Annotated in this window: 20 protein-coding genes; 10 read left to right on the top strand and 10 right to left on the bottom strand. The window is 71.1% G+C overall.

Translation table 11 applies throughout. The features are described 5' to 3' along the window. Window positions 1-91: 91 nt before the first annotated feature. Window positions 92-604 (bottom strand): hypothetical protein, encoded by a 513-nt coding sequence (locus ABZ192_RS03905; protein WP_356922906.1) that lies wholly within the window; start codon window positions 602-604, stop codon window positions 92-94. 151 nt (window positions 605-755) lie between these two features. Further along, a complete protein-coding gene (locus tag ABZ192_RS03910) occupies window positions 756-1,301 on the bottom strand; it encodes a sigma-70 family RNA polymerase sigma factor (RefSeq protein WP_356922908.1) in 546 nt (181 codons plus the stop codon). A 222-nt stretch (window positions 1,302-1,523) separates the two neighbouring features. Here ABZ192_RS03910 and ABZ192_RS03915 point away from each other — a divergent pair, with 222 nt between their 5' ends. Beyond that, the gene (locus tag ABZ192_RS03915) at window positions 1,524-2,678 is read left to right on the top strand and encodes a CapA family protein (RefSeq protein ID WP_356922909.1); all 1,155 of its coding nucleotides are present in this window, start codon (window positions 1,524-1,526) and stop codon (window positions 2,676-2,678) included. A 15-nt stretch (window positions 2,679-2,693) separates the two neighbouring features. On the opposite strand, the gene ABZ192_RS03920 is transcribed toward ABZ192_RS03915, so the two are convergent. The 3 genes from ABZ192_RS03920 to ABZ192_RS03930 all read right to left on the bottom strand — a co-directional run bounded on the left by ABZ192_RS03920 (window position 2,694) and on the right by ABZ192_RS03930 (window position 5,176). Next, entirely contained in the window at window positions 2,694-4,106 is a 1,413-nt protein-coding gene (locus tag ABZ192_RS03920; RefSeq protein ID WP_356922910.1) for an amino acid permease, read from the bottom strand. Window positions 4,107-4,203: 97 nt separating this feature from the next. Then, window positions 4,204-4,641 carry a pyridoxamine 5'-phosphate oxidase family protein gene (locus ABZ192_RS03925; protein ID WP_356922911.1) on the bottom strand — a complete coding sequence of 146 codons (438 nt, stop codon included), beginning with the start codon at window positions 4,639-4,641 and terminating at the stop codon, window positions 4,204-4,206. A gap of 73 nt (window positions 4,642-4,714) precedes the next feature. Beyond that, window positions 4,715-5,176: a universal stress protein gene (locus ABZ192_RS03930; RefSeq protein ID WP_356922912.1), complete on the bottom strand. Its 462-nt coding sequence runs from the start codon at window positions 5,174-5,176 to the stop codon at window positions 4,715-4,717. 88 nt (window positions 5,177-5,264) lie between these two features. Between ABZ192_RS03930 and lysX the strand changes: the two genes are divergently transcribed. Beyond that, window positions 5,265-8,561, top strand: coding sequence for a bifunctional lysylphosphatidylglycerol synthetase/lysine--tRNA ligase LysX (gene lysX / locus ABZ192_RS03935; RefSeq protein ID WP_356922913.1), 3,297 nt, complete (start codon window positions 5,265-5,267; stop codon window positions 8,559-8,561). 89 nt (window positions 8,562-8,650) lie between these two features. Then, window positions 8,651-9,478, top strand: coding sequence for a polysaccharide deacetylase family protein (locus tag ABZ192_RS03940; protein ID WP_356922914.1), 828 nt, complete (start codon window positions 8,651-8,653; stop codon window positions 9,476-9,478). A 280-nt stretch (window positions 9,479-9,758) separates the two neighbouring features. Here the strand turns inward: ABZ192_RS03940 and ABZ192_RS03945 are convergent, their stop codons facing one another. Continuing rightward, window positions 9,759-10,427, bottom strand: a complete 669-nt coding sequence (locus ABZ192_RS03945; protein WP_356922915.1) for a class F sortase — start codon at window positions 10,425-10,427, stop codon at window positions 9,759-9,761. A 368-nt stretch (window positions 10,428-10,795) separates the two neighbouring features. Between ABZ192_RS03945 and ABZ192_RS03950 the strand changes: the two genes are divergently transcribed. After that, window positions 10,796-11,287 (top strand): hypothetical protein, encoded by a 492-nt coding sequence (locus ABZ192_RS03950; RefSeq protein ID WP_356922916.1) that lies wholly within the window; start codon window positions 10,796-10,798, stop codon window positions 11,285-11,287. Between the two features lie 127 nt (window positions 11,288-11,414). On the opposite strand, the gene ABZ192_RS03955 is transcribed toward ABZ192_RS03950, so the two are convergent. The 3 genes from ABZ192_RS03955 to ABZ192_RS03965 all read right to left on the bottom strand — a co-directional run bounded on the left by ABZ192_RS03955 (window position 11,415) and on the right by ABZ192_RS03965 (window position 13,109). Next, window positions 11,415-11,966, bottom strand: a complete 552-nt coding sequence (locus ABZ192_RS03955) for a hypothetical protein (protein ID WP_356922917.1) — start codon at window positions 11,964-11,966, stop codon at window positions 11,415-11,417. Window positions 11,967-12,191: 225 nt separating this feature from the next. After that, window positions 12,192-12,956: a DUF4239 domain-containing protein gene (locus ABZ192_RS03960; protein WP_356922918.1), complete on the bottom strand. Its 765-nt coding sequence runs from the start codon at window positions 12,954-12,956 to the stop codon at window positions 12,192-12,194. A gap of 24 nt (window positions 12,957-12,980) precedes the next feature. Beyond that, window positions 12,981-13,109 (bottom strand): hypothetical protein, encoded by a 129-nt coding sequence (locus tag ABZ192_RS03965; RefSeq protein ID WP_356922919.1) that lies wholly within the window; start codon window positions 13,107-13,109, stop codon window positions 12,981-12,983. Between the two features lie 760 nt (window positions 13,110-13,869). Between ABZ192_RS03965 and ABZ192_RS03970 the strand changes: the two genes are divergently transcribed. The 3 genes from ABZ192_RS03970 to ABZ192_RS03980 all read left to right on the top strand — a co-directional run bounded on the left by ABZ192_RS03970 (window position 13,870) and on the right by ABZ192_RS03980 (window position 18,068). Then, window positions 13,870-14,847, top strand: a complete 978-nt coding sequence (locus tag ABZ192_RS03970) for an SCO0930 family lipoprotein (RefSeq protein ID WP_356922920.1) — start codon at window positions 13,870-13,872, stop codon at window positions 14,845-14,847. 267 nt (window positions 14,848-15,114) lie between these two features. Continuing rightward, a complete protein-coding gene (locus tag ABZ192_RS03975; protein ID WP_356922921.1) occupies window positions 15,115-15,927 on the top strand; it encodes an SAM-dependent methyltransferase in 813 nt (270 codons plus the stop codon). Continuing rightward, window positions 15,924-18,068, top strand: coding sequence for an EAL domain-containing protein (locus ABZ192_RS03980; RefSeq protein ID WP_356922922.1), 2,145 nt, complete (start codon window positions 15,924-15,926; stop codon window positions 18,066-18,068). Before ABZ192_RS03975 ends, ABZ192_RS03980 begins: the two co-directional genes overlap by 4 nt. Before the next feature lie 105 nt (window positions 18,069-18,173). Here the strand turns inward: ABZ192_RS03980 and ABZ192_RS03985 are convergent, their stop codons facing one another. Continuing rightward, window positions 18,174-19,058: a LysR substrate-binding domain-containing protein gene (locus ABZ192_RS03985; RefSeq protein ID WP_355845690.1), complete on the bottom strand. Its 885-nt coding sequence runs from the start codon at window positions 19,056-19,058 to the stop codon at window positions 18,174-18,176. 119 nt (window positions 19,059-19,177) lie between these two features. Here ABZ192_RS03985 and ABZ192_RS03990 point away from each other — a divergent pair, with 119 nt between their 5' ends. From ABZ192_RS03990 to ABZ192_RS04000, 3 genes are read left to right on the top strand one after another with little or no spacing between them, the layout of a single operon-like run. Continuing rightward, a complete protein-coding gene (locus tag ABZ192_RS03990) occupies window positions 19,178-19,846 on the top strand; it encodes a succinate dehydrogenase (protein ID WP_356922923.1) in 669 nt (222 codons plus the stop codon). Between the two features lie 2 nt (window positions 19,847-19,848). After that, window positions 19,849-21,798 (top strand): fumarate reductase/succinate dehydrogenase flavoprotein subunit, encoded by a 1,950-nt coding sequence (locus ABZ192_RS03995; protein ID WP_356922924.1) that lies wholly within the window; start codon window positions 19,849-19,851, stop codon window positions 21,796-21,798. Continuing rightward, a complete protein-coding gene (locus ABZ192_RS04000; RefSeq protein WP_356922925.1) occupies window positions 21,795-22,544 on the top strand; it encodes a succinate dehydrogenase/fumarate reductase iron-sulfur subunit in 750 nt (249 codons plus the stop codon). Before ABZ192_RS03995 ends, ABZ192_RS04000 begins: the two co-directional genes overlap by 4 nt. The last annotated feature ends 122 nt before the right edge of the window (window positions 22,545-22,666 follow it).

Consider the following 22,666-nt stretch of genomic DNA (forward strand, 5'->3'; position numbering starts at 1 on the left):
CAGGCAGCGGAATCACTCAAGCCGGTGACACAATCGCAACCAAAGGATTCGGAGCGCTCCGGCCCGCGGATTGGTCCTGGGCCGCAGAAATCTAAAAAAGATGGATGGCGAGGTGTCCCAGCGGCAGTCCGAGCTGCCAGGCGGGCGTCCAGACCTTCGGCCCCTCGTCCTCCCCGACCACCGGAGCGCCGCCCGGCACCGCGTTCAGGTCGGGTGCGAGCAGCTCCGTCTCCTGGAGCCAGCGCCAGGCCTCCTCCGCGAGGTCCAGGTCCGGCGAGGGCCGGCCCGACTCCGCGGCCGCGGCGGCGAGCTCGTCGAGCCGCTCGCGCACCCACTCCTGCCACGGCTGGTCGTACGCCGTCAGTGACAGCCACGTCTCCAGCTGCGTGACGACCCGGATGCCGGACAGCTCTCCCTCCGTGTCGGAGAGGAAGATGGTCAATGCCAGTGCGTCCCGCCCCGCGCGGAACTCGAAGGACGTCGGCGGCATCAGATCGCCGGTCCGCAGCAGCTCGTCGGCGATGTACTCGGCATACAACCACGCCATGGGGACGGTCAGTTCACCGCCGGCGCCGTCCGTGCCCTCTTCGCTTCTGTGCAGCATCCCTTCCTGCCTTCCTCCGGTACGTGCGCGTCGCCCGACACCGGGCCCCGGGGCGCTGACGGCCCCATCCGGAACACGGATGGGAACAGCCGATTACTCAACCGGGGTCCTCAGCAAGGCGCTTTACGGAGGCTTGACTCGGCCATTGGTTTCAGTGCAGGTCGGCGGCGTATCCCGGAAGCACCCGGCGCAGGGCGCGCAGCGCATAGTACGCGCGGGACTTCACGGTACCGGGCGGGATGCCGAGGGTCGCCGCTGCTTCCGCCACACTCGCCCCCTGGAAGTACACGAGCACCAGGACTTCACGGTGTTCCGGAGTGAGTGTCTTCACAGCCTGGCGGACGTCGAGCATCGCCGCGGCCCGCTCGGCGTGGTCGGAGATGACCCGCGCGTTCTCCAGCACCGCGTCGCCGACCTCGGTGGGACGCGCCTGCCGGGCCCGCCGGGCGTCGATCGCGAGCCGCCGCGCGACGGTCATCAGCCAGGGCCGCACGGAGTCGAAGTCGTCGGCGCGCAGGGCCTCGGGATGCTGCCAGGCGCGCACCAGCGTCTCCTGCACCAGGTCCTCCGCGCGCTGCCGGTCGCCGTCGCAGAGCCGGAGCAGGAGCGCGAAGAGGGGCCGGCCGTGCTCCCGCTGCAGTGCGGCGAGCTCGTGCTCGGCGGTCGTCCCGTTCGTGAGAGTGGATCCGGCCGTCATGGCCGTATGCCACCGCAGGGCGCGGCCGGGGGGACAGGCCACGTACCCGCCTGTGCGGCGGACGGTCGATCGCGTCGACGAACGGTTCGACGAACGGTCGGGGCGCCGTCCATGTGGGTGCCGGACGGGCTGATGAGCGTGTCGGAGCCGGGCGGGGCGCTGTGCGCCTTCTTTCCTGTTTGTGTGTAAATACGACAACAACGCCCACAGTGGGGTGAATGGATGATCGCACGCAGTCGACAGGTGGCCCTGGCCCTGACCGTCGCCCTCGCCGCGGGGGCCGCCTGTCAGGCCCGCAGCCACGAACCGTCCGGCCACGGACGCCCGGCACCCTCCGCGGTGGGATCCCGCGGCTTCACACTGGTCGCCTCCGGAGACGTCCTCCCGCACAGCACGATCATCGACCGGGCCCGCTTCGACGCCGGCGGCACCGGCTACGACTTCCGGCCGATGCTCGCGGGGATCCGCTCCGTCGTCTCCCGCGCCGACGTGGCCCTGTGCCACATGGAGACCGTGTACGGCGCGAACGGCGAGTACACCGGCTACCCCACCTTCAAGTCCCCGCCCGAGGTGGCCCCGGCCCTCGCCACCACCGGCTACGACGGTTGCTCCACCGCCTCCAACCACACCCTCGACGACGGCGCCGACGGCATCCGCCGCACCCTCGACGCCCTCGACCGCGCGGGCGTCCGGCACGCCGGCTCGGCACGCACCGAGGAGGAGGCCCGCACGGTGACGGTGCTGAGGGCCGGACCGGCGAAGGTCGCCCACCTCGCCTACACCTACGACACCAACGGCGTCCCGCTCCCCGACGGGCAGCCCTGGGCCGTGAACCTCATCGACGAGGCAACGGTCCTCGCGGACGCCCGGGCCGCACGCGAGGCGGGCGCCGACGTGGTCGTGGTCTCCCTGCACTGGGGCACCGAATGGCAGGACGCCCCCGACGAACGGCAGCTGACCCTGGCCCGGAGCCTCACCGCCGCGCGCAGCGGGAGCCGCCCCGACATCGACCTGATCCTCGGCACCCACGCGCACGTCCCGCAGGCCTACGAGAAGGTCAACGGCACCTGGGTGATCTACGGCATGGGCGACCAGATCGCCGGCGAGATGACCAACCACCAGGGCGCCAAGGACCCGCGCGGCAACCAGTCCACCCTCGGCCGCTTCACCTTCGCCCCGCCCGCACGGCCGGGCGGCCGCTGGGAGGTGACGAAGGCCGAGTTCGTCCCGCAGTGGTTCGACGTCGACGCCGGCCGGGTCGTCAACCTCAACCGGGCGATCGCCCAGGGCGCCGGCGTACAGGCCGTCCGCGACCGCATCCGCGACATCGTGCTCAGCCGGGGCGCGGCCGAGGACGGCCTGGTGATGGGGGAGTAGGCGAGAACCGCCCGGTCAGCGCCGCGCCAGCTCCGAACGCCGGTAGGAGTAGGCGAAGTAGATCACGAGCCCGATCGCGAACCAGACGGCGAACCGCGCCCACGTCTGCCACTGGAGGAAGGTGATCAGCCAGATCGAGAAGACGATGCCCACCGCCGGTACCACCGGCATCCACGGCGTACGGAACGTGCGCGGCAGGTCCGGCTGCCGGTAACGCAGCACGATCACCGCCGCGCACACCACCACGAACGCCAGCAGGATGCCGATGTTGGTCAGTTCGGCCGCCTCGCCGATCGGCAGGAACCCGGCGATGGCGGCCGACGCGAACCCCACGATCCAGGTGACACGCGTGGGCACGTGCCGCGTCGAGTGCGTCTTCGCGAACCACCGGGGCAGCAGCCCGTCACGGGACATGGAGAACCACACCCGGGTCACGCCCAGCATGAAGGTGAACATCACCGTGAGGATGCCGATGATCGCGCCCACCGCGATGACGTCGGCCAGCCCGCTCAGCCCCACCGACTTGAACGCCGTCGAGAAGCCGCTCTCCTTGTCGATGTCCTTGTGGTCCTGCATGCCCGTCAGCACCAGGCAGGCCGCCACGTACAGCACCATCGAGATGACGAGCGAGTAGATGATCGCCTTCGGCATGTGCCGCTGCGCGTCCTTGGACTCCTCGGCCGCCGTCGACATGGCGTCGTAGCCGAAGACCGCGAAGAACACCGTCGCCGCGCCCGTGAACGCCCCGCCCACCCCGTAGGGGAAGAACGGGTTGTAGTGCGCCGTGTCGATGTGGAACACGCCGACCCCGATCACCAGCAGCACGACCAGGACTTTCAGCACCACCACGACCGTCTCGAACCGGGCCGCGTTCTTGATGCCGAGGGTGAGCAGATACGCGATCAGCAGGCACAGCAGCGCCGCGAAGAGGTCGACTCTGTGCCCGTCGCCGGTGCCGGGCGCGCCCAGCATCCAGTTGGGCAGGTCGGCGCCCATCTCGCCGACCAGGAAGCTGAAGTAGCCCGAGATGCCGATCGCGACCACCGCCACGATCGCCGTGTACTCCAGCAGCAGGTCCCAGCCGATGAACCAGCCCGCGAGCTCGCCGAGCACCGCGTAGCCGTAGGTGTAGGCGGAACCGGCCTTCGGGATGAGCCCGGCAAACTCCGCGTAGGACAGGGCGGCCGCGGCACTCGCGACGCCCGCGATGAGGAACGAGACGAGCACGGCCGGACCCGCCGTGCCGTTGGCCACCGTTCCCGCGAGCGTGAAGATGCCCGCGCCGATGATGCCGCCGACCCCGATGGCGGTCAGCTGCCACAGTCCCAGGGACCGTTCCAGCTGGGTGCCCTTGCCGACTTCCGTCTCCTCGATCAGCTCGATGGGTTTGCGACGGAGAATCCCTTGTCCCATCCGGAGCCCGGCCATGCGCCTCACTTCTTCGCGATCGGCAAACGGCTGATGGCGGATCATGATGGCCCAGCTGCCCCCGCGACGGAAGACACCGCGCACGGCCCCTGCAGCCTCAGGAGGCCACGGCGTAGCTCAAGTCGTGCGCGACGAGGGACACGGGCTTCAACCGCAGCCAGACCGTCCCCCGCTGCGCGGGATCGTCGTACAGATAGTGCACGAACCGCTCGTCCCACCGCTCCTCGTCCGCACCCAGATAGCGGACGAGCTTGCGCCTGCCCCGCTCGACACCGAACGGCACGAGCTCGGCCCGGCCCCGCGCGATCACCTGCCGGACCAGCCCGGTCGCCAGGTCGCACTCGTCCACCACCAGCGCGACCTCGGGATCGTCCCGCACCCGGCCGAAGAGACGGGCCCAGGGCCCGGTCAGCACCCAGAAGGCGTCGTCCTCCCACAGGTACCAGACCGGGCGGACCGTCGGCCCGTTGGTGGCGAGGCGTGCGGTGAGGGGCCGGCGCAGGAAGGCGTCCACGTCGAAGGCGTAAGAAGTCACCCCCGCATCATCGGGCCCCCATGCCCGCGTGCCCACCGACCAGGGACCTAGGTCCTCGCATGCCGGTCGAGGCCTACGGCACCACCGTCACCGGCCAGCGCCCGGCCTTCACCAGACGTACCGCCACCGATCCGACGAACCGGTGGCCCGCCTGCTCGGACGCGCCCACGACCACCGCGTCGGCCTTGAGTTCGTCCGCCGCCTTCACCAGGCCGCTGTACGGGTCGCCGCGGAACGTGTGGAACTCCCAGCGGACCTCGAACATCCCCTTGAGCCGCTCGGCCGCGTCCCGGATGTACGCCACCAGGTCCTCGGCGATCTCGTCGGTCGTCTCGGCCACCGGCGCACCGAGCGCCGCTCCCGTCGCCAGCACCGGCTGCACGTACACCACGGCGAGCAGCGCGTGCTGGCGGCGGGCCAGGCCGGCGGCGTAGGCCGCGGCCCGCAGGGACGAGTCGGAGCCGTCCACCCCGGCCACGATCACCTTCGGCCCGTCCGTGCCCCGTTCGAACTGAGGGGAGTGCTGTTCCATCACGCCGCGAGGCTATCGGAGGCCACAGCTCCGTTCCGGGGGCGGGAGCCCTCGAGGGGCGAGAAGACGCGGGTGTTCCTAGAGTCGGAACATGAGCGCCTCCGCGGAGACCGGGACGGCCGAGAAGGACACCACGGGTCCGATACGGCCGTCCCGCCGCCGGGCCCACGGCTTCCTGAGCCGGGTGCCCGGCGGCTTCGCGGTCCTCTTCGGCGCCCTGGGCCTGTTCTGCGCCCTGCTGGCGGTCATCCCGCCGCTGCGCACCGGCCTCCGCCCCCTCGTCCGCTTCCTCGACCTGCTGCTCGTCCCCGTCAGCGCCAACCTCGCCTACGCGGTCTTCCTGTTCCTGCTCGCCGCCGCGACCGGCGCCCGCAAGAAGATCGCCTGGTGGTTGGTCGTCGTCTACCTGGGCCTGCTGGTCCTGACCGACATCCTCGGCATGGCCGTCGGCGAGTTCGCCGAATCCGTCCCGTCCTTCGTGGTCTGCGGCCTCGCCCTGGCCCTGCTCATCGTCGCCCGCGGCGAGTTCTACGCCGCCTCCCGCCGGGCTGCCGTGCGCCGGGCGCTCGCCGTCCTGGTGGCCGGGCTGCTCGTGGTGATCCTGGCCGGCTGGGGCCTCGTCGAGGCGTTCCCGGGCACTCTGCCCCGCGGCGAGCGCCTCGCCTGGGCCGCCAACCGGGTCCTGGGCGGCCTCGTGCCCGCGGGCAGCTTCGACGGCCGCCCGCCGCACGCCCTGTTCTTCCTGCTCGGCCTGTTCGGCGCGCTCGCCCTGCTGAACGCCGCCACCACCCTGTTCCGCTCGCAGCGCCTGGAAGCCGCCCTGCACGAGGACGAGGAGGCCCGCATCCGCGCCCTCCTCGGCCGCTACGGCGACCAGGACTCCCTCGGCTACTTCGCCACCCGCCGCGACAAGGCCGTCGTCTTCTCGCCCAGCGGCAAGGCCGCCGTCACCTACCGCGTCGAGGCCGGGGTGTGCCTGGCCAGCGGCGACCCGGTGGGCGACCGGGAGGCCTGGCCGCACGCGATCGCCGCCTGGCAGGAGATGGCCCGCCGGTACGCCTGGGTACCGGCCGTGATGGGCGCCTCCGAGGAGGGCGCCAGGGCCTTCGTCCGGGCCGGGCTCGGCGCGCTCCAGCTCGGCGACGAGGCGATCCTGCACGTCCTCGACTTCGACCTCGACGGCCGCGACATGCGCGTCACCCGCCAGGCCGTCAACCGGGTCCGCCGCCTCGGCGTCACCTGCCGGGTCCGCCGCCACTCCACCCTCGCCGAGGAGGAGATGCGGCAGATCGTCGAACGGGCCGACGCCTGGCGCGACACCGAGACCGAGCGCGGCTTCTCCATGGCCCTGGACCGGCTCGGCGACCCGGCCGACGGTGACTGCCTCCTCGTCGAGGCCCACGACGAGGACGGCCGTCTCCTCGCCCTCCAGTCCTTCGTGCCCTGGGGCAGGGACGGCGTCTCCCTGGACCTGATGCGCCGTGACCGCACCGCACCCAACGGCGTCATGGAGTTCATGGTCGGCGAACTGTGCCACGCCGCACCGAAACTGGGCGTGCGCAGGATCTCGCTGAATTTCGCCGTCTTCCGCTCCGTGTTCGAGGAGGGCGCCCGCATCGGCGCCGGACCGGTGCTCCGCCTCTGGCGCCGCCTGCTGCTGTTCTTCTCCAAGTGGTGGCAACTGGAGGCCCTGTACCGGTCCAACGCCAAGTACCGCCCCGAGTGGTACCCCCGCTTCCTCTGCTACCCGGACGCCGCCTCGCTCGCCCGGGTCGGCCTCGCCTCCGGAATCGCCGAGGGCTTCGTCTCCGTACCGTCGATGCGCACGTTGTGGGGAAGAGGAAGAGGGCACCCGAAGGGCGGACAGCGGCCCGCCACCACGCGCGGGCTGCCGTCGTTGGCGGCGCTCGGCCTCGCCGGAGGGGACGGGACCGAGCCCGCCGACCCCCTCGACGGCCTGCCCGACCAGGTCCGCGTCCGGCACCGCAAGCTCGACCGGCTGCGCGCCGCCGGCACCGACCCCTACCCCGTGGGCATCCCGGCCCCCACCCACACCCTCGCCGGCGTCGAGCGGGGCCAGGACGTCACCGTCGCCGGGCGGATCATGCTGGTCCGCGACTTCGGCGGCATCGTCTTCGTCGTCCTGCGCGACTGGTCCGGTGACCACCAGCTCGCCCTCACCCGCGACCGCTCCGGACCCGCCCTGGACCGCTTCACCGCCGACACCGACATCGGCGACCACATCACCGCCACCGGCCGGGCCGGCGTCAGCGACCAGGGCGAGCCGACCGTCTTCGTCACCTCCTGGCAGCTCACCGGCAAATGCCTGCGCCCCCTGCCCGACAAACGCCGGCGCCTGGCCGACCCCGAGGCCAAGGTCCGCCGCCGCTACCTCGACCTCGTCGCGAGCCCAGACGCCCGCGAGGTCGTGCGCGCCCGCTCCACCGCCGTCCAGGCGCTGCGCCAGGGCCTGCTGGAACGCGGCTACCTGGAGGTCGAGACACCGATGCTCCAGCAGATCCACGGCGGCGCCAACGCCCGCCCCTTCACCACCCACATCAACGCCTACGACCTCGACCTCCATCTGCGCATCGCCCCCGAGCTGTACCTCAAGCGGCTGTGCGTCGGCGGCCTGGAGAAGGTCTTCGAGCTGGGCCGCACCTTCCGCAACGAGGGCGTCTCCTACAAGCACAACCCCGAGTTCACGATGCTGGAGGCATACCAGGCCTTCGCCGACTACGACGTGATGCTCGACCTCGTCCGCGAACTGATCCAGGGCGCCGCGACCGCCGCCTTCGGCAGACCCGTCGCCCACAAGGACGGCACGGAGTACGACATCTCCGGGCCGTGGCCGGTCAAGACCGTCTACGGCGCCGTCAGCGAGGCCCTCGGCGAGGAGATCCACCCCGGTACCGAGCAGCCCGAGCTGCTGCGGCTCTGCGACCGCGCCGGCGTGCCGTACACCGCCGACGACGGCCACGGCGACATCGTCCTGGAGATGTACGAGCGGCTGGTGGAGGAGCGGACCTGGCTTCCCACCTTCTACAAGGACTTCCCGACCGACGTCTCCCCGCTCACCCGGCAGCACCGCAGCGACCCGCGCCTCGCCGAACGCTGGGACCTCGTCGCCTTCGGCACCGAACTGGGCACCGCCTACTCGGAGCTGACCGACCCCGTCGAGCAGCGCCGCCGGCTGACCGCGCAGTCCCTGCTCGCCGCCGGGGGAGACCCCGAGGCGATGGAACTCGACGAGGACTTCCTCGACGCCCTCGAATACGCCATGCCGCCCACCGGCGGCCTCGGCATCGGCGTCGACCGGCTGGTCATGTTCCTCACCGGACTGACGATCCGAGAGACCCTGCCGTTCCCCCTGGTGCGCCGCCACTGACCCTTTTGCCTGGGCCGTTCGGGTGAATCCGTGCCGCCGCACCGGTGTTGCTCAGGTGCGTCGGCCTTCCGCCGGGCGACTGATGAGTCATGAAGAAGGATCAGTTGCTCACCCGCCGCCGGCTGTTGATCGCGGGCACCGGCGCCGTGGGAGCGGCCGCCACGGCCGGTGTGGTCACGGCGGTCACCGGGGAAGGCCCCGCCGGGTCCGTCCCGGCCGCGGGGCCCCAGCCCCGCCGCCCTCTCGGCGCCTCCGCGTACCGTCTCCAGCCCCTGACCGGATACGGCCCGCCGCAGGCCGCGCCCCGCCGGACCCTGGTACGCCGCGCACCGCTGCTGCGCGTCTCCGGACGCGGGCGGACCATGGTGCTGACCTTCGACGACGGCCCCGACCCCCGCTACACCCCGGCCATCCTCGACACCCTGGCCGAGTACGACGTGCGCGCCATGTTCTTCGTGTGCGGGGAGATGGCCGCCGACCACAAGGTGCTGCTGGCCCGGATGGCCGACGAGGGCCATGTCGTGGGGAACCACACCTGGTCCCACCCGCTGCTCACCCGCCTCACCCGCCGGCAGATCCGCTCCCAGCTGGAACGCACCTGCGACGTCATCGAGGAGGCCTACGGCGAGCGCCCCGAGTGGTTCCGCGCCCCTTACGGCGCCTGGAACCGCGCCACCTTCCAGCTCGGCGCCGAACTCGGCATGGAACCCCTCGCCTGGACGCTCGACACCCTCGACTGGACCACTCCCGGCACCCGGTCCATCGTCGACCGGGTCGAGAACGGCGCCGCCCCCGGTGTCGTGGTGCTCGCGCACGACGCCGGGGGCGACCGCTCGCAGAGCGTGCGGGCCCTGCGGCGTTATCTGCCCGAACTGCTGGACTCCGGCTACCACGTCACCGTGCCGCGGCGGCACTAGGCAGTGTCCGCAAAGTCCCGCCTGCCGCGCGGCGCCCGGCACGCTCCCCCACTGCCTTAAGGGCGTGGGAGGTGCCCCCACTCGCCGCACCGGGCGGCCACCCGCGTACAACCAGTACGCGGGCGTCCGCCCGGCACTCCCCCAGCCTTCGGCCGGGGGGACCCCCAGAGCACGCACCGGACGCCGCGCGGCCCGCCCTCCGGGCGGACGACGGGACTCTACGGACACGCCCTAAGCCTGAGATGGCTGTGGGGCCTTCGCCCGCCCGGCCGGGGAACGCTCAGCGCACCTCGACCAGGCGGGCGAAGGCGACGACGTTGCCGTCGTAGCCGTTCTGCTGGGAGAAACCGCCGCCGCAGGTGATGACCCGCAGTTCCGCCGCCCCCTTGGAGGCGTAGACACGGTCGCCGGGGAAGTTGTTCTTCTCGAACACCTCGATGCCGTAGATCTCGAACACGGCGGTCTTCGCGTCCTGCCGGGCGACCTCGACGCGGTTCCCCTTCTTCAGGGCCCCGAGTCCGTAGAACACGGCGGGGCCCTGCTGGTTGTCGACATGGCCGACGACGACCGCGGTGCCCTTCTCGCCGGGGGTGACGGCACCGGTGAACCAGCCGGCCAGGTTCGGGTCCTCCGGGGGCGGCGCGCCGACCCAGCCGTCGGCGTCCAGGCCCACGGGAATCATCGGCGCGTCGACCTGGATCGCCGGGATCCGCACCCGGTCCGGGAGGGCGTAGGGGAGGGGCTTGACGGACCCGGCGAACGTGGCCGCGGGCACGCGGCTGTCCGCCGCGGCCGCGGTCGCCGGCTGCGGCGGGCCCTCGTCGAATTCCCCCGAACCATTCCGGATGAGCGCGAGGCCGGTCAGCAGAACCAGCGCTATCACGCCCCACGGGGCGCGCTTCTTCGGCCGCGCCTCCTCTTCCGCCTCGGCCAGCTCGGACGCAGACATGGGCCATCCCCTCTCGACGCGGCCGTCGCCGTGTCGTTCGCGCATATCAGAACGCTAAGTGCCGCGCGCGAAACCGGCGACGGGGCGGGGGCGAACGGGTGGTGGGGGCCGGCCGGGGTGATCACGTGCCGTCCCGGGCTTCGAAGCCATGAGGTGCGCCATCCGAGTTGCCGCCGCGAGGAAATTTCCGACGGTCCGTGACCTGCGGTGATATCCGATTGCGCGGTTCTCCCGCGGTGCCTTCTCTCACCAGGACGGACCATTCCCGAAATGCGGGTGCCCCCAAGGCAACTGACTGTCTTTCTGGGAGGCGCTTTCTCGCCGATCGACCGGGGACGGGTCCCGGGGCGTCTTCCGCGGAGGTTCACATGCGTAACACTCGTGCCCTGGCGGTCGCCGGCGCCGCGGTCGCCGCCCTCGGCCTCTCCGCCCCCGCGGCCGTCGCGTGGGACACACCCAGCAACATCGTCGCCCTGCCCAGTGTGATCGCCCGCGGCGGCCAGCTGACCATCACGGTCGACGGCTGCCGCCACGGTGGCACGGCCACCTCCAACGCGTTCACGATGCCGGCGACGCTCTCGCCCGTCTCCCACGCCAAGGGGGAGACGGCGAGGGGCACCGCCACCATCAGGAACAACGCCCGCCCGGGGCCGTACGACATCACCGTCACGTGCAACGGCAGGAGCCTGACCAAGCCCCAGGCCTTCACCGTCATCGGCGGTGTCCGAGGCGGTGTCGGCGGCAGCAGCACCACCGGTGCGACCCCGACCGACATGGCCATCGGCGGTGGCCTCGTGGCCGCCGCGGTCGTCGGCGGTGGGGTGTTCTGGATGCGCCGCCGCGCCGAGCGCCGCGCCTGACGCCTCGCTCCACGCTCCTTGGACCCCTTCGACGAGCCGTCTCGCACGTGAACGGACTTCGCCCCGGATCCCTCGACGGATCCGGGGCGAAGACCTGTGGTGGGTGCCGCGCGGTGCGCGGGGCCGGTCAGCCGGTGTCCTCGTCGGTGCGGCGGCGGGCGAAGTGATAGGCCGTGCCCAGCGCGCCCGCGATCAGCGCGGCGCCGAGGCCGATCTCCTTGAGGTCGAGTCCGCCGAGGGTGCCGCCCTCTCCGGCGTGCACGCCCTTCCACGGGTGGCGGGGGTGGTGCGGCGGGTGATGCCCGTGGTGGTGCGTCGGGTGGTGCGTCGGACGGCCGCCGGCGATGGTCAGGCGCGCGGTGCCGCTCGACTCGTCGCAGACGAACTCCACGTCGTACACGGCGCCGGGCTTGGCGTCCCAGTCGACCCGGGCCGTCGCCGACGACTCCTCGGGCGGGATGACGACCACGTCGAAGACCGGTGAGGAGACCGCCGCCTCCCCCTCGCACGCTTCGTTGCGCTCCACCCGCAGCGTGACCTTGCCGCCCGCCGCGACGGTGGAGGGCTCGACGCTGAAGCCGAAGTCGGTCTGGATGGCCGCGTCGGCCGGCACGCAGGAGGTGAGGGCGCCGGCGCCCAGCAGTACGGCCGAGGCCGAGGCGACGCATATCGCGCGCATGGTGAATCCTCCGGGTCCCCGAGGAGCAATCGCGGACCTGTTCCGCTCACGTCAGAAATGCACCTCGATGCCCGAAACGCTAAGAACGTGCGCGCGACAGCGCGATCGCAGTCGCGCGAATGGGGCACACGTGTGGGCCGCCAGAGGGAATCCCGCTGACGCGAACGGGGGACGGCGACGGTGTGTCGCGCGCCCCCCGGCCGGGTTCCGTGATGTGGGGTGCCGTCAGTCCCCGACCCCTGGGAAGAGGTTCAGGAACGGTTCCGCCGACGCGGTCACGCCCCTGCTGTAGGGCGAGTCGAAGTCCCAGATCAGGAACAGCAGGAAGGCGATCAGCGCCGAGAACAGCCCGGCGAGGATCAGTTCACGCGTCGTTCTGCGGATCTGGAGGACGAAGATCATCCCGATGGTGACGACGGCTCCGGCGATCAGACCGAACCACACCACGCCCGGCATGGTCTCCCCGGTCGACTCCGACCGGGCGATCCGGGCCTGGCTGGCCGCGGTCACCTGGTCGACGAGCGGCTGGTAGGCCTGCGCCTGGAAGTCGGTCTTCGGCTGGTAGTCGGTGACGTCCTGGCGAACGCGCTCGAAGAGTTCACCGCCGCGCTCGGTGACCTGGTCCTGGTCGGCCATGGCGTCCCACTCGGTGGTGACGACGTGGCTCACGTACGTGTGGATGTCGTCCCGGATGCGGTCGCGCACGTCGTCCGGGTAGACCCGGACCCGCTCCGAGATCTCGTGCAGCGCGGTGGCCTCCGCCTGGACGTGGTCCTGGGCGGCGCTGCGCCCCTCCCACACACCGGCGATCGCCAGACCCAGGACGATGGCGTACACCACGCCGATCCACATCGTCATGTACTCGATGACGTCCGGGGTCTCGCTGGGGTCCTCGTCGTCGGACGCCGTGCGGTGGCGTACGAGGGTGACGACGACCACCACGACACCGGCGGCCAGCATCGCGAGGGTGAGAACAAGCCATTCCGGCAAGAGATGCCTCCAGAGCATCAGGGATCAGCGCGCGCGCAGCGCGGCGACGGCGACCACCGCGGGCACCGTGACGAGCAGGACGAAGGTGAGCGGCGACATGGTGCGGCTCACCGGCCGTGGCCGCGGCGCGGCCCGGTACCGCGGGTAGTGCACGGGCGACGCGGACGGACGCGGGGTGGGCTTGGCCGACGGCTTGGGTGCCGGGGCGGGGGGTGGGGGAGGGGCCGGTCGGGGCGCCTGCCGGGGCGGTGGTGCCGGGGGCGGCGGGGGCGGCGGAGGCGGGGGCGGCGGTTCCGGTCTGACCGTGGGGGCCGGTTTCGGGGGTGGCGGCGAGGGCGGCGGCGGCTTCGGAGTCGGCTTCGGCGGCGGAGGTTTCGGAGTCGGCTTCGGTGGCGGGGGCGGCGGAGGCGTCGGGGTGGGCGTGGGCGTGGGGGGCGGTGTGGGTGTCGGGCACGGCGGCTTCGGCCAGGTCCTGCTTCCGGCGACCGCCACCGCCTCCGTGCCGTCCGGCCCCGTCGAGGCGTACGCGCAGGCGTCGGCCACCGCCACTGAAGACGGTGCGCCGACGAGCGCCCACGTCAGCGTCGCCACCGCCAAGGCCTTTGCGGCGAGGGCGGATTGGGTCGATACGGGTCCATGCACGACGAAGATCATGAACCTTCTGCCGCCGAGACGTGCCGGAGCGCAAGGGGATTGCCCCGAAAGGGGGATATCCGGGCGCCACCGGTTTGCCGGGTGGGTCACCCGCGGACCTTCCGGCCCGTACCCGTGTGCGGTGGCGGCGGCGCTGTCACAGGTTCCGGAAAGAAATTTGGCCGGTGGTTGAACACAAACACGCCCGCCATGCGTACTCATGACCGTGCGGCGGCGCAGCAGGGCGCTGCAACACCCTTGCGATTATGGGGAGTTGACGATGAAGACCTCCTGGCGGAGCGCCTCACTCGTGGCGAGCGCCGCGGCGGTCCTGGCGCTGACGACGGCGTGTGGTCAGGACAGCCCTCCGGCGGCCAGCCAGAACGTGGGTGCCTCGGCAGCGCCCGGGGACTACGGAAGCATCGGCACCGGGAACGGGGTCGCCGGCACCCCGGGCGGCCAGCAGGCCGCGCCGAGCCCTTCCAGCCCGTCCAACCCCGCGGGCAAGCTCTCCGTCGCCACCGCCGAGGAGGTCGGCAAGGTGGTGACCGACAGCCTGGGCCTCACCCTGTACCGGTTCGACCAGGACACGGACCAGCCGCCCAAGTCGAACTGTGACGGCGACTGCGCCAAGACCTGGCCGCCGGTGCCCGCGGACGACGCCGAGGCCGGTGAGGGCATCGACAAGTCGCTGCTCGGCTCGGTCACCCGCGCCGACGGCACCAAGCAGCTCACCGTCGCCGGCTGGCCGGCCTACCGCTACGCCAAGGACGTCAACGCCGGTGATGTCAAGGGCCAGGGCGTGGGCGGCAAGTGGTACGCGCTGGCCCCCGACGGCAAGAAGGCGCGGGGCGGCGGGGCCGCCGGCGGCGAGGAGGCCGGGGCGCAGCCCGGGCTGTCCACCCGCAACGACCCCAAACTCGGCGAGATCGTCGTCGACAAGAACGGCATGACCGTCTACCGGTTCAAGAAGGACGAGGCCTGGCCCAAGCCCGTCTCCAACTGCACCGGCGAGTGCCTGGAGAAGTGGCCGCTCGTGGAGCCCGTCGACTACGCCGACACCAAGGGCATCCAGGAGAAGGGCTACATGATCTTCGACCGGACCGACGGCAAGGGCAAGCAGCAGACGATCAACTGCTCGCCGATCTACACCTTCGCCGGTGACAAGGCTCCCGGCGACACCAACGGCCAGGGCGTCGGCGGCACCTGGTACGCCGTGCGGCCCGACGGCAAGCTGGTCGGCGCGTCGGAGAAGTAGAGAAACCTCCCCAGGGTTGATCATCTCGTCCACCCGACGGAGCCGACCCGGTCCGCCCCTCCGTGATTCACGGAGGGGCGGACCGTTTTGACGTGCTCGAACACTGTTCGTCATATGTTCGAAGGGTGTGCGTGCGGGTATCAATTCGGCACGTGCCGCAGTCAGTGACCGGGAACGGATGGTCAATTTCCGTTTCGGGTCGCTCCATTGGCGGGCGATCAGTAGCCTCTGCTCGAACACCGGATCGCCTACGCCTTGGAGAGATAGATGGAGCGTCCCGCCTGGGCCCCACGGAGCATCGACATCTCGGTGCCCAGCGTCTCCCGGATGTACGACTACTACCTGGGCGGATCGCACAACTTCGAGGTCGACCGGGAAGCGGCCCGCAGGGCCATGGAGTTCATGCCGGGGCTCCCCAAGATCATGCAGGCGAACCGGGCCTTCATGCGCCGCGCCGTGCGGTACGCGGCCGGCCTGGGCATCGGCCAGTTCCTGGACATCGGCTCCGGCATCCCCACCTTCGGCAATGTGCACGAGGTGGCCCAGGCCGCCCGCCCCGGCGCGCGCGTGGTGTACGTCGACCACGACCCGGTGGCCGTGGCGCACAGCGAGGCGGTCCTGGAGGGCAACGACGACGCGGCCGTCGTCGCCGCGGACCTGCTCAAGCCCCAGGAGATCCTGCGCAGCCCCGAGGTGGAGCGGCTGATCGACCTGAATCAGCCAGTGGCGCTGCTCCTCGTTGCCATACTGCACTTCGTGGAAGACGAGGACGACCCGTACGGGGCGGTGGCCGAGCTGGGCGAGGCGCTCGCGCCCGGCAGCCTGCTCGTGCTCACCCATGCCTCGTACGAGGGGATCCCGCTGCCGCCGGAGCGGGCCGGGGGCGCGGTGAACGTGTACCAGGACATCCGCAACCCGCTGATCATGCGCTCGCGCGAGGAGATCGCGCGGTTCTTCAAGGGGTACGACATGGTGGAACCCGGACTGGTGGCGATGCCGCGCTGGCGGCCCGACACCGCACCGGAGGACGAGGATCCGTATGCGTTCTCCGGTTTCGCGGGCGTGGGGCGTACGGCGTGATCGCGGAACCGGACGGGCCGGAGGACAGACTGCGCCGGTTCGCGACGATCTGGAGCCGGGCCGTCTTCCCGGTCACCTCGACGTCGTCGACCCGGCCCGAGTTCGAGGAAGAACTGCTGCCGCTGGCCCGGCGGTTGAGCCGGGCGCTGCTGGCCCGCGCCTTCGACGCCGACGAGGGCAGGGCGGTGGGCGCCGCCCTCGTGGACGCGCACTGCACCGACCCGGAGGCGCTCAGCCGCACGCTGGACTGCGTGGACGCCTATCTCGTCCTGTACTGCGGCGGTGACGGCGACCAGGAGGACCTGCGGGCGCGCTCCGCACGCCTCCAGCACGCGATGGCCGCTGGCTTCGCGCAGGCGCTGCGCGAACGGACGCTGGCCGAGCAGGAGGCCATCGCCCAGGCCGCCCTCCGGGCGCAGGGCGTGGTGGCACAGGCCCTGCACGCGACCGAGGCCCGCTTCCGCGCGGTCTTCGAGGGCGCGGCCATAGGCATCGGCATGGCCGACCTCGACGGCAACATCCTCCAGGTCAACGGCGCGCTGCTGCGCATGTTCGGGGTCTCCGAGCAGACGATGCGCAGCCGCAACGTGATGGAGTGGACCCACCCCGACGACGCGCCGCAGACCTGGCGGCTCTACGACGAACTCGTGCGCGGCGAGCGTGAGCACTACCACCTGGAGAAGGCGTTCTACCGCCCTGACGGAACGGTCCTGTGGACCAATCTGACGGTCTCCCTGCTGCGGGACGCCGACGGCTCTCCGCAGTACCAGCTCGCGCTCATGGAGGACACCACCGAGCGGCGGCTGCTCAACCTGAGGCTGCGCTACGAGGCCACGCACGACGCGTTGACCGGGCTGCCGAACCGCACCTTCTTCTTCGAGCGACTGGAGAAGGCACTGAGCGCCGGCAAGGACCAGCGGTTCGGCCTGTGCTACCTCGACCTCGACGGCTTCAAGACCATCAACGACAGCCTCGGCCACGCGGCCGGCGACCGGCTGCTGGTGGAGGTCGCCGACCGGCTCCAGTCCTGCGCCACCGCACCCGGCGAGATGGTCGCCCGGCTCGGCGGCGACGAGTTCGTGGCCCTGGCCACGGGCCCCGACACCCAGCGAGAGGTCGACGAGCTCGCCACGCGCATCATGAACGCGCTGCTCGCCCCGATCAGCGTCGACGGCCGGGAGCTGACCGTGCGCGGCAGCATCGGCATCGTCGAGGGCCCGGCCGGGGAGCGCAGCCCGGCGGAGGTGCTGCGCAGCGCCGACATCACCATGTACCGGGCCAAGTCGGCGGGCGGCAACCGCTTCGAACTCGCCGACCCGGAGGCGGACGCCCGCGCCATCACCCGGCACGGCCTGACCACGGCGCTGCCGACGGCCCTGGAGCGGGGCGAGTTCTTCATCGAGTACCAGCCGCTGGTCCATCTCGGCGACGGCAGTGTGCGCGGTGCGGAGGCCCTGGTGCGCTGGCTGCATCCGCAGCACGGGGTGCTCGGCCCGGACCGGTTCATCCCGCTCGCCGAACACACCGGGCTGATCGTGCCGTTGGGTCGCTGGGTCCTGGAACAGTCGGTGCGGCAGGCCCGCGAGTGGCGGGAACTGCACGGTGGGGCCGAGGCGGTGGGCCCGCTGCGGATCAACGTCAACCTCTCGCCCTGCCAGTTGACCCACCCCGGTCTGGTCCAGGACACCGTCGACATCCTGGAGCGTACGGGCATCGAACCGGACGCCCTCTGCCTGGAGGTCACGGAGTCGGCGCTGATCGGCGCGGACGACGATCTGCTGAAGCCGCTGCGCCGCCTGGCGGAGATGGGCGTCGACATCGCCCTGGACGACTTCGGTACCGGTTACTCCAACCTCGCCAACCTGCGCCGCCTGCCGGTCAGCATCCTGAAACTGGACCGCTCCTTCACGCAGAGCATGCAGCAGTTCCCGGCCGACCCCGTCGACCTGAAGATCGTCGAGGGGATCGTCTCGCTGGCCCACAGCCTGGACCTCGCGGTGACGGTGGAGGGTGTCGAGACGGGAGCGCAGGCCGAACAGTTGCGGATACTCGGGTGCGACACGGCCCAGGGCTGGTACTACGCGAGGCCGGGCCCCCCGGACCGTCTGCACGAACTGGCACTGGCGGACGCCACTGGCTGAGCCGGCTTTTCTGGGGGCGCGGGGAACTGCGCGACCAGCCGCGCACCACCCGCACTCCTGAACGATGCTCACACCCAACGGCGCATATCCGTAGACAAAACGCCCTCACCGCTCAAGCAGCATCCGCTGCAACTCCCGAGCGGCCCGAGGCGGAGCCACATCGCTGCGGTGCGCCAGCGCGATGGTGCGGTGGAGGCCGGGTCTGGCCAGCGGGGTCACCCGCAGACCACGTCCCGACCTCGCCGCCACCATCCGCGGCACGACGGCGACCCCGAGCCCGGCCCGCACAAAACCCAGCACCGCGTCCATCTCCCCGCCCTCCACCGCGAAGTCCGGCTCGAACCCCTCCGCGCGGCACGCCGCCACGGTCAGTTCGCGCAGGTCGTAGCCGTGGCGGAACATCACCAGGCGCTCGCCCTCCAGGTCGGCGACGCGTACGGTGCGCCGGCCCCGGCCGGGTCTCGGCGCGTCCGGGGAGGAGACCACGACCAGGTCCTCGCGCAGCAGCTCCACCGTCGTCAGCGCCGGGGACGGCGTCGGCAGGGGCAGCACCACCAGGGCGAGATCCAGCGCGCCGCGTGCCAGCTCCCGCACCAGGTCGTGCGACCCGCCCTCCTCGATCAGCAGCCGGATGCCCGGGTAGCGGTCGTGGAAGGCGCGCAGCACATCCGGCAGCAGGCCCGTGCACAGACTGGGCGTGGCGCCGAGCCGCACCCGCCCCCGCCGCAGCTGCACCAGCTCCAGCACCTCGTGCCGGGCCGTGTCCGCGTCGGCCAGGATGCGCCGGGCCAGCGGGAGCAGGGCCTCCCCGGCGTCCGTGAGCGTGATGTTGCCCCGCGCCCGCAGGAACAGGTCCGCGCCCAGCTCCCGCTCCAGTGCCTTGATCTGCTGCGACAGCGACGGCTGCGCGACATGGACCAGATCGGCGGCCCGGGTGAAGTGCCGGGTCTCGGCGACGGCCACGAAGTACTGGAGCTGGTGGAACTGCATCCTCGTACGATAGCCCCTGCCTATGGAATCAAGCCGCACCATGTCTTGGACCGATCGGCTCCATGTCCGTAGCGTGCTGTGACATGGCTCTGGCAACGCGGACGGACCGACGGCCGTCCATGGCACGCACCGTGTGGGACTCCACCGTCGGCAAGAAGACCGTGATGGCGGTCAGCGGCCTGATCATGCTGCTGTACCTGGTCGCCCACATGATCGGAAACCTGAAGATCTACTTCGGGGCCGGCGAGTTCAACGCGTACGGACACTGGCTGCGCACCGTCGGCGAGCCGTTCATGCACTACGAGTGGACGCTGTGGCTGATCCGCGTCGTGCTGGTGGTCGCCGTCGTCGCGCACGCCGTCTCCGCGTACCAGCTCAGCCGCCGCGACATCAAAGCGCGGCCCAGCAAGTACGTCCACAAGAGGCCGCGCGCGAGCTACGCGACGCGCACCATGCGGTGGGGCGGGATCATCCTCGGGCTGTTCATCGTCTGGCACGTCCTGGACCTCACGACCGGCACCGTGCACCCCGGCTTCCGGCCCGGCCACCCGTACCAGAACGTCGTGGACACCTTCTCCACCTGGTACGGCAACGTCATCTACATCGTCGCGATGCTCGCGCTCGGCCTGCACATCCGGCACGGCTTCTGGAGCGCCGCCCAGACCCTCGGCGCCGGCAGCCGCACCCGCGACCGGGCCCTGAAGACCGTCGCAAACGTCCTCGCGCTGCTGCTCACGGCCGGTTTCATCGCCGTACCCGTGGGCGTCATGACCGGAGTGGTGAGCTGAAGATGACTTCCTACGCCGACTACGCGACCGGTGAGCCGGTCGTCGACACCAAGGCCCCGAAGGGCCCCGTCCACGAGCGCTGGGACAAGCGCCGCTTCGAGGCCAAGCTGGTCAACCCCGCCAACCGGCGCAAGCACACCGTCATCGTCGTCGGCACCGGCCTCGCCGGCGGCTCCGCCGGAGCCACCCTCGCCGAACAGGGCTACCACGTCGTCCAGTTCTGCTACCAGGACTCCCCGCGCCGCGCCCACTCCATCGCCGCTCAGGGCGGCATCAACGCCGCGAAGAACTACCGCAACGACGGCGACTCCGTCCACCGGCTGTTCTACGACACCGTCAAGGGCGGCGACTTCCGGGCCCGCGAGTCCAACGTGCACCGCCTCGCGCAGATCTCCGTCGAGATCATCGACCAGTGCGTGGCCCAGGGCGTGCCGTTCGCCCGCGAGTACGGCGGCCTGCTCGACACCCGCTCCTTCGGCGGCGTCCAGGTCTCGCGGACCTTCTACGCCCGCGGCCAGACGGGACAGCAGCTGCTGCTCGGCGCCTACCAGGCCCTCAGCCGGCAGATCGCCGCGGGGAACGTCGAGATGCACCCGCGCACGGAGATGCTCGACCTGATCGTCGTCGACGGGCGGGCGCGCGGGATCGTCGCGCGGGATCTCATCACCGGCAAGATCGACACGTACTTCGCGGACGCCGTCGTCCTCGCCAGCGGCGGCTACGGCAACGTCTTCTACCTGTCGACGAACGCCATGAACTCCAACGCGACCGCGATCTGGCGGGCGCACCGGCGCGGTGCCTACTTCGCCAACCCCTGCTTCACCCAGATCCACCCCACCTGCATCCCGCGCACCGGCGACCACCAGTCCAAGCTGACGCTGATGAGCGAGTCGCTGCGCAACGACGGCCGCATCTGGGTGCCGAAGGCCAAGGGCGACGACCGCCCGCCGAACGAGATCCCCGAGGACGAGCGCGACTACTACCTGGAGCGCATCTACCCGTCCTTCGGCAACCTGGTGCCGCGTGACATCGCCTCCCGCGCCGCGAAGAACGTCTGCGACGAGGGCAGGGGCGTCGGTCCCGGCGGGCAAGGCGTCTACCTCGACTTCGCCGACGCGATCGAGCGCATGGGCCGCAAGGCCGTCGAGGCCAAGTACGGCAACCTCTTCGACATGTACCAGCGGATCACCGACGAGGATCCGTACCGGGTGCCCATGCGGATCTACCCCGCCGTGCACTACACGATGGGCGGCCTGTGGGTCGACTACGACCTGCAGACCACCATCCCCGGCCTGTTCGCGATCGGCGAGGCCAACTTCTCCGACCACGGGGCCAACCGGCTCGGCGCCTCCGCGCTGATGCAGGGACTGGCCGACGGCTACTTCGTGCTCCCCGCGACCATCAACGACTACCTCGCCCGCAACCCGCTGCGGGACCGGGTCGACGCCGGCCACCCGGTCGTGCAGGAGGTGCTGGCCGAGACCGAGGACCGGCTCAACCTGCTGCTGTCCGTCGACGGCGACCGCACGCCCGACTCCTTCCACCGCGAGGTCGGTGAACTCATGTGGGAGTTCTGCGGCATGGCGCGCACCGACTCGGGACTGCGCAAGGCGCTGGAGCGCATCCCGCAGATCCGTGAGGAGTTCTGGCGGCGCGTCAAGGTGCCCGGCACCGGCGAGGAGTTCAACCAGTCGCTGGAGAAGGCCAACCGCGTCGTCGACTACCTGGAGCTGGCGGAGCTGATGTGCCTCGACGCGCTGCACCGCAGCGAGTCCTGCGGCGGCCACTTCCGCGAGGAGTCCCAGACGCCCGACGGCGAGGCCGCCCGGAAGGACGACGAGTTCGCGTACGCGGCCGCCTGGGAGTTCAACGGCACCGGCGAGGCTCCGACCCTGCACAAGGAAGACCTGGTCTTCGAGTACGTCCACCCCACCCAGCGGAGCTACGCATGAAGCTCACCCTGCGCGTCTGGCGGCAGAAGAACGCCGACGCCGACGGCGCCATGTCCACGTACGAGGTGGACGGGATCTCCCCCGACATGTCCTTCCTGGAGATGCTCGACACCCTCAACGAGGAGCTCATCCTCAAGGGCGAGGACCCGGTCGCCTTCGACCACGACTGCCGCGAGGGCATCTGCGGCGCGTGCTCGCTCGTCATCAACGGCGACGCGCACGGGCCCGAGCGGACGACCACGTGCCAGCTGCACATGAGGTCGTTCAAGGACGGCGACACGATCGACATCGAGCCGTGGAGGGCGTCCGCGTTCCCGGTGATCAAGGACCTGGTCGTCGACCGTTCGGCGTTCGACCGGATCATCCAGGCCGGCGGATACATCACCGCGCCGACGGGTGCGGCGCCCGAGGCGCACGCGACGCCGGTGCCGAAGCCGGACGCCGACTTCGCCTTCGAGCATGCCGAGTGCATCGGGTGCGGGGCGTGTGTCGCGGCGTGCCCGAACGGGGCGGCGATGCTGTTCACGTCCGCCAAGGTCAACCATCTGAACGTGCTGCCGCAGGGGGCGCCCGAGCGGGAGACTCGGGTGCTGGACATGGTGGCGCAGATGGACGAGGAGGGGTTCGGGGGGTGCACGCTCGCCGGGGAGTGTGCGACGGCTTGTCCCAAGGGGATTCCGCTGATGTCCATTACGAGCATGAACAAGGAGTGGCTGCGGGCTACTCGGCGGGTGGGTAAGCGGTAGTACGCCGGGGGGTGTGGGGGCTGGTCGCGCAGTTCCCCGCGCCCCTGCCACGTTGCACTTCTGGCATTCAATCTCCTGGCATCCGCGCTCCTGGCACTCGTCACGCGAAGGTCAGTCGGCAT

The sequence above is a fragment of the Streptomyces sp. NPDC006235 genome (assembly GCF_040613735.1).
Lineage (GTDB): Bacteria > Actinomycetota > Actinomycetes > Streptomycetales > Streptomycetaceae > Streptomyces.